Annotated in this window: 6 protein-coding genes; 5 read left to right on the top strand and 1 reads right to left on the bottom strand. The window is 66.4% G+C overall.

The window, feature by feature from the left end; all coding sequences use genetic code 11:
* Nucleotides 1-32 precede the first annotated feature (32 nt).
* Nucleotides 33-758: a SapC family protein gene (locus ABC728_RS25490; protein WP_416621084.1), complete on the top strand. Its 726-nt coding sequence runs from the start codon at nucleotides 33-35 to the stop codon at nucleotides 756-758.
* A gap of 161 nt (nucleotides 759-919) precedes the next feature.
* Here the strand turns inward: ABC728_RS25490 and ABC728_RS25485 are convergent, their stop codons facing one another.
* On the bottom strand, nucleotides 920-3,040 hold the full coding sequence (locus ABC728_RS25485) for a UPF0149 family protein (RefSeq protein WP_416621083.1): 2,121 nt from the start codon (nucleotides 3,038-3,040) through the stop codon (nucleotides 920-922).
* A 253-nt stretch (nucleotides 3,041-3,293) separates the two neighbouring features.
* On the opposite strand from ABC728_RS25485, the gene ABC728_RS25480 reads away from it, so the two are divergent.
* The 4 genes from ABC728_RS25480 to ABC728_RS25465 all read left to right on the top strand — a co-directional run bounded on the left by ABC728_RS25480 (nucleotide 3,294) and on the right by ABC728_RS25465 (nucleotide 9,670).
* On the top strand, nucleotides 3,294-5,546 hold the full coding sequence (locus ABC728_RS25480; protein ID WP_416621082.1) for a TonB-dependent receptor: 2,253 nt from the start codon (nucleotides 3,294-3,296) through the stop codon (nucleotides 5,544-5,546).
* A gap of 8 nt (nucleotides 5,547-5,554) precedes the next feature.
* A complete protein-coding gene (locus ABC728_RS25475; protein ID WP_416621081.1) occupies nucleotides 5,555-7,204 on the top strand; it encodes a carboxylesterase/lipase family protein in 1,650 nt (549 codons plus the stop codon).
* Nucleotides 7,205-7,278: 74 nt separating this feature from the next.
* Complete coding sequence (locus tag ABC728_RS25470; protein ID WP_416621080.1) at nucleotides 7,279-7,986, top strand: TetR/AcrR family transcriptional regulator; 708 nt, start codon at nucleotides 7,279-7,281, stop codon at nucleotides 7,984-7,986.
* Nucleotides 7,987-8,011: 25 nt separating this feature from the next.
* Nucleotides 8,012-9,670 carry an AMP-binding protein gene (locus tag ABC728_RS25465; protein WP_416621079.1) on the top strand — a complete coding sequence of 553 codons (1,659 nt, stop codon included), beginning with the start codon at nucleotides 8,012-8,014 and terminating at the stop codon, nucleotides 9,668-9,670.
* The last annotated feature ends 90 nt before the right edge of the window (nucleotides 9,671-9,760 follow it).

Here is a 9,760-nt window from a genome sequence, read left to right as displayed (position 1 = left end):
GGCATTCACACCATCTCAGAAAGTCCCGGAAGATGAGCGAGCCCACCCTTCCCGTCCTGTACAAGACGCCCCGCCCCGTTCTGGCGGGCCGTGATGCCGATACGTCCCTGGTCAGCAGCAATGATTTCAGCTTCGCCGCTCAGACCAATTCCGTGCCGGTGATCGGCACGGAGTTCACGCTGGCCTGCAAGCATTTCCCCATCCTGTTCACCGAAGGGGAGGCCGCCCAGCCTGTGGTGCTGCTGGGTCTCCGGGATGGAGAGAACCTGTTTGTGGGGGCTGATGGTCAGTGGGAGCAGGATTTCTATGTCCCGGCCTATATCCGTCGCTATCCCTTCATCTTCCTGGAGGACAAGGACCGGGGCGAGTTCGTTCTGTGCCTGGATGAGGCGAGCCCGGCCATCGTCAAGGATGACAGCAATCCGCTGTTCAAGGATGGCAAGCCGACGGAACTGGCTCAGCGCGCCCTGGATTTCTGCCAGCAGTTCCAGGCCCAGCACGCCGCCACGGTTGAATTTGCCAAGGCCCTGGCCGAGCATGATCTTCTGGTCGACAATCGTGCCGACATCACGCTGGTGAATGGCGGCAAGTTGAGCCTGAACGGCTTCAAGGTGATCGACGAGGCCAAGTTCAATGCCCTGCCGGCCGAGGAATTCCTGCGCTGGCGCGAGCGCGGCTGGCTGCACCTGGTCTATTGCCACTTCATCTCGTTCAGCAACTGGGCCGGTCTGATCGATCGCGTGGCCAAGCGCGCGTAAATGGCATAACCGGTTATCGGCCTGCCGTCCCGCCGGGGTGATGGGCTGGCCCGGACGGTGCGGGGATCACCGCCAGAACAAAGGGCCGGGGATGCGGATGCATCCCCGGCCCTTTTCCCGTGAGCGTTCCACCGGCGGCAGTGTCGCTGGTGCTACCGGTGCTATCCCATACTGCGCACGAAGCGGGCGTTGATCCACCGGGCGAGGATTTCCACCTCGCCGGGTTGGAACCCGCTCTGGGCGGCGGCGCTGACCGTGCGGCCCATCGCCTTGTCGTCCGGCGCCAGCGATTTGCCCGACCAGGCCGATTTGAAGCTGGCCTGGGCCGCGGTAAAGCCGGCCGCCCATTCGCGCTGCGCCTGTCCCGTCCGTACCGACAAAGCCTTTTCCATTCTGGTGCCGTCATCGGCCAGTTCCGCGCTCATGTTGAAGCGCAGAAGGATGATGTCCAGGAAGCGCTGGAGACTGGCCGGGTCCAGGACGTTGACCACCTTCTCCATTATCGGGGCGATCCAGCGGTTCGGTGGCACGCCCTTCGGTGCGATCACGATGCCCACGAGATACCCGTCGATCCAGTCACCGGAAACGCCTTTCCCCTTCAGCAGTCGCGAAAGCTCCCCCTCGCGTTCCGGCTTTGGGTCCGACATATCCATGTTGGCGGACGTCAGCGGGTCTTCGTCGATATCGCCGTCGTCCGGACCGTCATGCAGCCAGGCCTGCACCGTCTGCTCATGTATATAGGACATTACGGGAATGTCCTTCAGCTTCTGGCCACCCTGCAGGGCCAGCGCCGTGGCGGTGAAGCTGTTGGCGTCCGGATGGCCCGCCGCATCCAGCACCATGGCGGCCTGCGCGATGATCCGCGTCCACCAGACGCGCCGCAATTCCAGCCATTTCCAGAGCGCGCTGTTCCTGGCCCGCGCGGTCTTGGCGCCCTCCAGCGCCGCATGCGCCTCGTCATTCTCCTCGAACCAGCTCTGGGCGATTGGATGGCGTTGCCACCATTGACCGCTGGCGCTGACCAGTTGGTCGCGCAGGGCCGCCGGCAGGGTGGGGATGGTGGCAGCCGGACCCAGGGCCGCGATCATGGCCTCTGTTTCCAGCGGCTCGGGGCGCAGGTTTGTCAGGCCGCAGAGGGCCGCCACCTCGATCAGGCCGGGGGCGGGGGGAAGGTTCCGGGCAAGCCCGTCCGCCAGCGCCTGCGACAATAGTCGCGCCAGCACGGGCGGGGGAATATCCTGGGCGCCCGTATCCTCTGCCATCTGCCGGGTCATGCGCTTCTGTTCGCTGGCCGAGGTGCAGGGAAGGACGAAGGCGTCCTTGATCCCGAAGCCCTGCTTCAGCAGCACCATGCCCATCTTGCGTTCCCGGCCGAGCTGCAGCGCCACGGCGATGCTTTGGGCGCCGCCGCCATCGGGCAGGGTTGCCTGAATGCGGTGGCATGTCCAGGTGGCCGGGGTGGCGGCGGGGGTGGCGATACCGGCCCGCATGGCGTCGCGCAGCAGCCGGTCGACGGCGGCCCGCGCCGCATCCTCCGGCATCCAGCTCCGCAGGATCACCAGCGTGGGCATGATGTCGCCGGGCAACTCGCCGCGGGCCAGACGGGCCGCCAGCCCTTCCGCGGCGTCGAGGCGCAGGTCCGCCGCTGCGTCGAGCAGCCAGAAGCAGGCCAGCCGCAGATTGATGGCACCCGGGCGTGTCAGGATATAGGCGACCAGATGTTCCCGCATCCCCGGCGGCATGGCGGGAAAGCTTTCCTGCAGCGCGGCGTGCAGTTCCCCGACATCACCGTCGGCCTGTTCGATCAGGCTGTCGAACAGGCTGCCGACAATGGCATCGCCGTCCTGCCCCAGCGATGCCTGCGACAGGAGTTCCGCCATCTCTTCATCCGTGTCATTGATCGCCAGCACGTCCGGGGCCGGCAATCCGTTGCGGGCCCAGAGACCGGCCAGCATGAGCCGGTGCGTCGACCCCAACCGGCCCTGGCCGTCGGCCAGGATGATCGCGTCGTCCACGGCCCGCAGGAAATCCCGGCCGCGCTTCAGTCCCCCTTCCTGGGCCATCCGCGCGTTTTCCAGCGCATGGTCGAGAAGGTCGCCCAGATCCTGCATGGCTGGCGCGTCCTGCGGCGCCGCGCAGAAACGGGCCACGAGCTGCCCGCCCAGCGCCGGACGGCGCAGCAGGGCGGCGCCGATGGCGGTCAGCGCCTCGTGCCGCTGGGTCGGATCGGCCGACAGGCCGGCAAGTTCCACCAGGGCGGTATCAATGAAGTCGTTTGCCAATCCGGCCCCCTTCCGGCTGTGCCGTCCATCGTATCCAGGGCCGCAGGTCGCTGGCCCCAGGCTGGTGAGAATGACTGTTACTGGTATAGGCGGGGTGGGGGGCGCCAGCAATCCCGGATCAGGGGGAGGGTCCCTGGACAATAAATACTGACTGACACATCAGTCAGTATTGACGGCTGCGCCAGGTCATGCCACTGTTTGCCTGCATGCGAAACAGCGTCACCCAAGACGCGGGCGCATAAGGGAGGACAAATTGAGATATCTAGCTTGGACGGCGTCGGTCGCGGCGCTGCTGACCGGCGTGCCCGCGTCCATTGCGCAGACGACCCCGTCGAACGAGGGGTTCGCGCTTGAGGAGATCGTGGTGACGGCCACCCGCCGCGCCGAACGCCTGCAGGATGTACCCCTTTCCATCACGGCGTTCACGCAGGCCGACCTGACCCAGAAGGGCATCGTCAGTGTAGAGGGGATCACGCGGGAAACGCCCGGCGTGGTCATGGACCATCGCAGCAGCAACAATCTCAGCATCACCACCCGCGGTATTTCCGTAAACGGCTATGATGCCGGGCTGCAAAGCACCACAACCATCTATCTCGACGACCTGCCGCTGACCACCATCGGCAATTCGGTGACGCTCGACCCCACATTGTTCGATGTGGAGCGCGTGGAATTCCTGCGCGGTCCCCAGGGCACGCTGTTCGGATCGGGTTCGCTCTCCGGCGCCTTGCGCATCCTGACCAAGAATCCCGACCTGACGCGCACCGACACGGCCCTGTCCGTGGATGGCGGCTATACGCCCGCGTCGGAGGGCATCCGCCAGCGCTATAACGGCATGGTGAACGTGCCGCTGGTGGAGGACAAGCTGGGCCTGCGCATGGTCGGCTTCTATCGTCACGAGGACGGCTATGTCGACAATGTCGGCACGGGTGTGAAGAATGCCAATACGCTGGAAAGCTGGGGTGGCCGGGCGACCCTGCTGTGGAAGCCGACCGACCGGCTCAGCCTGCGCCTGATGGGTCTTTACGAGGACAGCCAGCCGCAGGATGCCTCGCTGGTGACGCCATCGCTGGGCAAGCGCAAGCGCTACACCACGATGCCCGATCTCTATACGTCGGAAACGCAGCTCTACAACCTGACCCTGGATTATGATTTCGACTGGGCGCACCTGACCAGTTCGAGCAGCTATGGGCACCAGAAGGGGCATTTCGACGTCGATCTGTCCGGCACCTTCAACCTCGCCATTCCCTACAACCTGTTCAATACGGGGACCTGGAAGAATTTCGTCCAGGAAACGCGGCTGGTCTCCAACACGGGTGGCAGGCTGGACTGGACGGTGGGTGCCTATTATCTGCACCGTGACCAGTTCCTGGATGCGCGCCAGGCATCAACGCCGGAATTCCTGGCTGCGCGCGGGATCACGGGTTTGCGGGCCGATGGCACCTTCATGTCCAACGTGACCGATGCCAGTTCCTATGAACTGGCTGGTTTCGGGGAACTGACCTATCGCATCACCGACAAGCTGTCCGCCATCGGCGGCCTGCGGTATGGCAAGTACAAGACCAAGGTGGATGTGCTGTCGGGCTTCAATTCGGCCTATTTCACCTATGCCCTGGGCGGTTTCAGCGGGCCGCTGGCCGTGGTGCCCACCACCCCGGTCACCCGGGAGAACCCGTCGGCGGAAAAGGGGTCCTGGAAGGCCAGCCTGAGCTATGAGCCGTCGCGCGACCTGACCCTTTATGCGACGGTATCCACTGGCTATCGCACGCCCGTCTACAATGTGCGTGCCGGCAGTGTCAGCACCCTCAACCCCAACGACCTCGTCATTCCCTCCGGCGCCAGTTCCGACGACCTGACCAATTATGAGGCCGGCGTGAAGGGTTATTGGCTGGGTGGCAAGCTGACCGCCAATCTGGCCGCCTACTACATCGACTGGAAGAACCTTCAGGTGCAGGCCAACCGTGTGTCGGACAGTGTCCAGTTCGCCACCAATATCGGCGGCGCGGTCAGCAAGGGGCTGGAGGCGGAGGTGACGTTGCGGCCGATCCCCCGGCTGACCCTGGGGCTGAACGCCGCGTTGAATGATGCGAAGGTGACAAAGCTGTCCCCGCAGGAGGCCCAGATTTCCGGTGCGGTGAAGGGTGTCCGGCTGGCCTCGCCGCATGTCCAGGGGTCGTTCTTCGGCAGCTATGGCTACACCCTGTTCGCCGACACGCCGGCCTTCACCAGTTTCCAGATCCAGCATGTCGGGTCCTTCCCCGTCGGTTTCCCCAACACCCCCGGCTCGGCGGGCGTGCCCCGGCCGACCTATGCGCGCACCGACGCCTACACGCTTTTCAACCTGCAGACGGGCGCCACCTTCGGCGACGTCACCATGACGCTCTATGGCGAGAACCTGACCAACCGCCGGGCCGTCACCTATGTTCATCCGGAAGCCTTCGTCTATAGCCGCCACACCATCACACGGCCCCTGACGGTCGGTGTCCGGCTGGGGTACAGCCTGTGGTAAGGGCGGCGGTGAAGGATACGCTGCGCCGGGGATGGCTGGCGGCGGCCGGTCTCTGTCTGGTCATCGCCGCCGGGACCGTCACGGTCCCGGCCCGGGGAGAGCTGGCGGCGCAGGTGCGCGTGGCCGGAGGCGTGCTGCAGGGCACGGCACTGGCGGATGCTGCCATCCTGTCCTACAAGGGCATTCCCTATGCCGAGCCGCCGACCGGGGACCGCCGCTGGCGGCCGCCGGTGCCGGCCGGGTCCTGGCAGGGCGTGCGCGATGCAACGGCGTTCGGAAAATCCTGCCTGCAGCCGCCACCGGTGCCCACCAGCATCTATTATGGCGGCATGACCCCGTCGGGGGAGGATTGCCTGACCCTGAATGTCTGGGCTCCGGCCGGGGCCAGGGAATTGCCGGTCATGGTCTGGATCCATGGCGGCGCCCTGATGGGCGGCGGCAGCTCGGAGCCGCTTTATGATGGGACGAAGATCGCGCAGCAGGGCGTGGTCTTCGTCTCCATCAATTACCGGGTGGGATTGCTGGGCTTCCTGGCCCATCCGGCGCTGAGCGCGGAAGCCCCGGATGGGCTTTCCGGCAATTACGGACTTCTCGACCAGATCGAGGCGTTGCGCTGGGTTCGCGATAATATCGCCGCCTTCGGCGGGGATCCGGCCAAGGTCACCATCGCCGGGGAATCCGCCGGTGGTCTCAGCACCATCGCCCTGATGGCCAGCCCGCAGGCCCATGGCCTGTTCCGCGCGGCGATCACGCAGAGCGGCTACATGCCGGCCTATCGTGCCCTGCGGGAGGAGGTGCTGGGCCTGGCCTCCGCCGAGGCGATGGGCGCGGCGCTGGGCGCGGCGGCGGGTGCCACCGATGTCGCGTCCCTGCGCGCCGCCGATCTGGTGGGCCTGTTCCGGGCTGGCATGGCAACGGGCTGGGCGCCGGAGCCGGTGATCGACGGCGTCACGCTGAAGCGGCAACTGGCCGACACCTTCGCGCTGGGGGAACAGGCCAGGGTTCCCGTCCTGGCGGGCTTCAACGAGGGGGAGATCCGGTCGCTTCCCTTCCTGATGCCGAAGAATGTGCCCGACACCAAGGCGGCCTATCAGGCGGACGTGCGGCGGCGCTTCGGCGATGGGGCGGCGGCTTTCCTGTCCCTTTATCCCGGTGACGATCCCAGGGAGGATGCCGCGGCCTCCATCCGTGACGGGCTGTATGGCTGGGCCGCGCAATATGTGGCTCGCCAGCAGGCGGCAGTGGGGCAGGCGGCCTATCTCTATTATTTCCGGCACAGCACGCCGGCACAGCGGGAACGGGGTCTGGCGGCCTTTCATGCCAGTGAGATCCCCTACATCTTTGGTCAGGTCGGACCGGAGGCCGCCCTGGGCCCCAACTGGCCCCGGCCTCCCCTGACGGCGGACGAGACCCGGTTGTCGGCCGCCATGATGGGATATTGGCTGTCCTTCGTGCGTGACGGCGTCCCCCGCGCGCCGGGGGAGGCCGCCTGGCCCCGCTATGCCGCACGGGAGGCCCCCTATCTGGATATCGCGGGGCGTCCCGTGGCGGGAAGCGGCCTGCAGGCCGGTCCCTTCGCTTATGCAGATGCGCTGGTCGCCAGCCGGCGTCAGCAGGGGCGCGGTTGGCGTCTCGACATCGGGTTCTCAGCCTTTTAACCGTATCTGGCGAAGCAGGGCGGATGGCGTGGCAGCCCTCCGCCCCGCGACCCCAGTTCGGGAGTTTGGAATTCATGAGCGACATTGAACAACCTGTCCGTGGCAGAAACCATAAAGCCCGTGTCCGCGAGGCATCGATCGAACGCATCCTGGATGCGGCCGAGCAGCTTTTTGCCGAATTCGGCTATCACGGTTTCACCTTGAAGGATGTCGCTGCCCGTGTCGGCGTCAGTTCCACGCTGATCCATTACCATTTCAGCGGCAAGGACAGCATCTGCGAGGCGGTCTGGGCCCGCAAGGCCCCCATCTCCGCCCGCAACCGCCTGGAATCGATGCGCCGCTATGCCGAGGAGGCGGGTGACAGGATCACGGTGGAGGGGGCCCTGGCCGCCTGGATAGATGCCGACCTGGATGTGCAGATCGAGGAAACGGACCAGTGGCGGGCCTTTGGCAAGATCGCGGCCCAGGCCAACAGCGCCGCGGGCTGGGGTGCCGAGAAAATGACCAAATATTTCAACCCCGTCGTCCTGGCCCTGATCGATCTGCTGAAGAAGGCGATGCCGGATTGCGACGAGGAGACGATCTTCTGGGGCTATCATTTCGTCTCCGGTGCCATGACGCACAACATGGCGCGCACGGGCCGTCTGGACGAACTGTCCCACGGACTCTGCTCCTCCGACGATTTCGTCTCCATCCGCCGGCACATGGCGAAGTTCATGGCCGCCGGTTTCGAGGCGATCTGCCGTGAGGCGAAGGCCACTAGGCAGAAGGAAATCACATAGTGTCCTGCGGGAGTGACGCAACAACATGACCATGCCTTTGCCGGCCGGCGCCATGCAGCCCTATGCGCTGACGCTGGACCGTTTCATCGACCATGCAGCCAAATGGCACGGCACCACCGAGGTGGTGACGGCCGGCAGCGGCGGGGTCACCGGCCGGATCGGCTATGCGGACCTGCGCGACCGTGCCCGTCTTCTGTCCGGCGCCCTGCAGGCGCTGGGCCTGCGGGCGGGTGACAATCTGGGCCTGCTCGCCTGGAACAGCCAGACGCACATGGAATGCTGGTACGGGGCCGTCGGCGTCGGGATCGTCTGCCACACGCTGAACCCCCGCCTGTCGCCGGACCATCTGGCCGCGATGATCCGTCAGGCCGGCAACCGGGTGCTGGCCGTCAGTCCCGATCTGGTGGGGGTGGCGCGGACCCTGGTGGCTGCCTGTCCCGGCATCGGGCATGTCGTGGTGCTGGACGAGCCGGGCCACGCACCGGACCTTTCCGACTGCGGTCCGGCCCGCGTCTGGCGGTACGGGGATCTTCTGGCCAGCCATGGCCGGGCAGCCGGCTGGGGCGGGTTCGACGAGAATGCACCCGCCGGCCTCTGTTTCACCTCGGGCACCACGGGCGCCCCCAAGGGGGTCACCTATACCCACCGGTCCAATTATCTGCATACTGTCCATCAATTGCAGGCCGATGCCTGCGGCCTGACATCCGCCGACCGCGTCCTGGTCGCCGTGCCCATGTTCCATGCCAATGGCTGGGGCTTTCCCTTTTCCGCGCCGGCGGCGGGGGCGGCACTGGTGCTGCCCGGCCGCTACCAGGACGGGGCCAGCCTGGCCCACCTGATCAACCGGGAGGGCGTGACCGTGGCGGCCGGCGTGGCGACGGTCTGGCTGGGGCTGGCCGACCATCTCGACCGGACGGGTGGTGAGACGCCATCGCTGCGGCGGGTGATGATCGGCGGCGCGTCGGTGCCGCAGGCGCTGATGGAGCGGCTGGAACGGCGGCTGGGCGTCATTATCCAGACCAGTTGGGGCATGACGGAACTGTCGCCGCTGGGCACCGCCTCTCCCCCGACGGCGGCGGTGCGCAGGGCCTCTCAATCCGGCCGCCCGCCCATCGGCGTCGACCTGCTTCTGACCGATGCCGACGGGGTGCCGCTGCCCGAACAGCGGGACCGGGAAGGAAGGCTGCGGGTGCGGGGCGCCGCCGTCGTCCAGCGTTATTTCGGGCGGGAGGAACCGGCCGTGGATGCCGATGGCTGGTTCGATACGGGCGACCTGGCCAGCATCGACGCCCAGGGCAACATCACCATCACGGGCCGTGCCAAGGACCTGATCAAATCGGGTGGCGAGTGGATCAATCCCGGCGAGATCGAAGCCATCGTGGGCGCCCTGCCGCAGGTGGCCCAGGTGGCCGTCGTGGGCCGGGCCGATCCCAAATGGGGTGAGCGGCCCATTCTGATCATCGAGGCCAGCATGGGGGCGGATATCGCCGACGCGGCCTTGCTGGATACGCTGCGTGCCCGTGTCCCCTCCTGGTGGCTGCCCGACGCCGTGGTGCGGGTGCCCGCCATGCCCGTGGCGGCCACGGGCAAGATCGACAAGGCGCGGCTGCACGCGGAGTACGGCGGCGTTGCAGAGGTCCCGGTGCGAGCAGATATCGGCACCGGCGCCGCTCCGTCCCGCTGACCATCGGCGCCGTTCCTCTCCCGTCCCGACGGGAGAGGAACGGCGATTGCCCGTCGGCACCATCGGCCGTAACGACAAGAACGAGGGAGG

The organism is Niveispirillum fermenti, assembly GCF_052474395.1.
The sequence above is the reverse complement of the archived record's forward strand: the minus strand, read 5'-3'. Positions and strand labels throughout refer to the sequence as shown.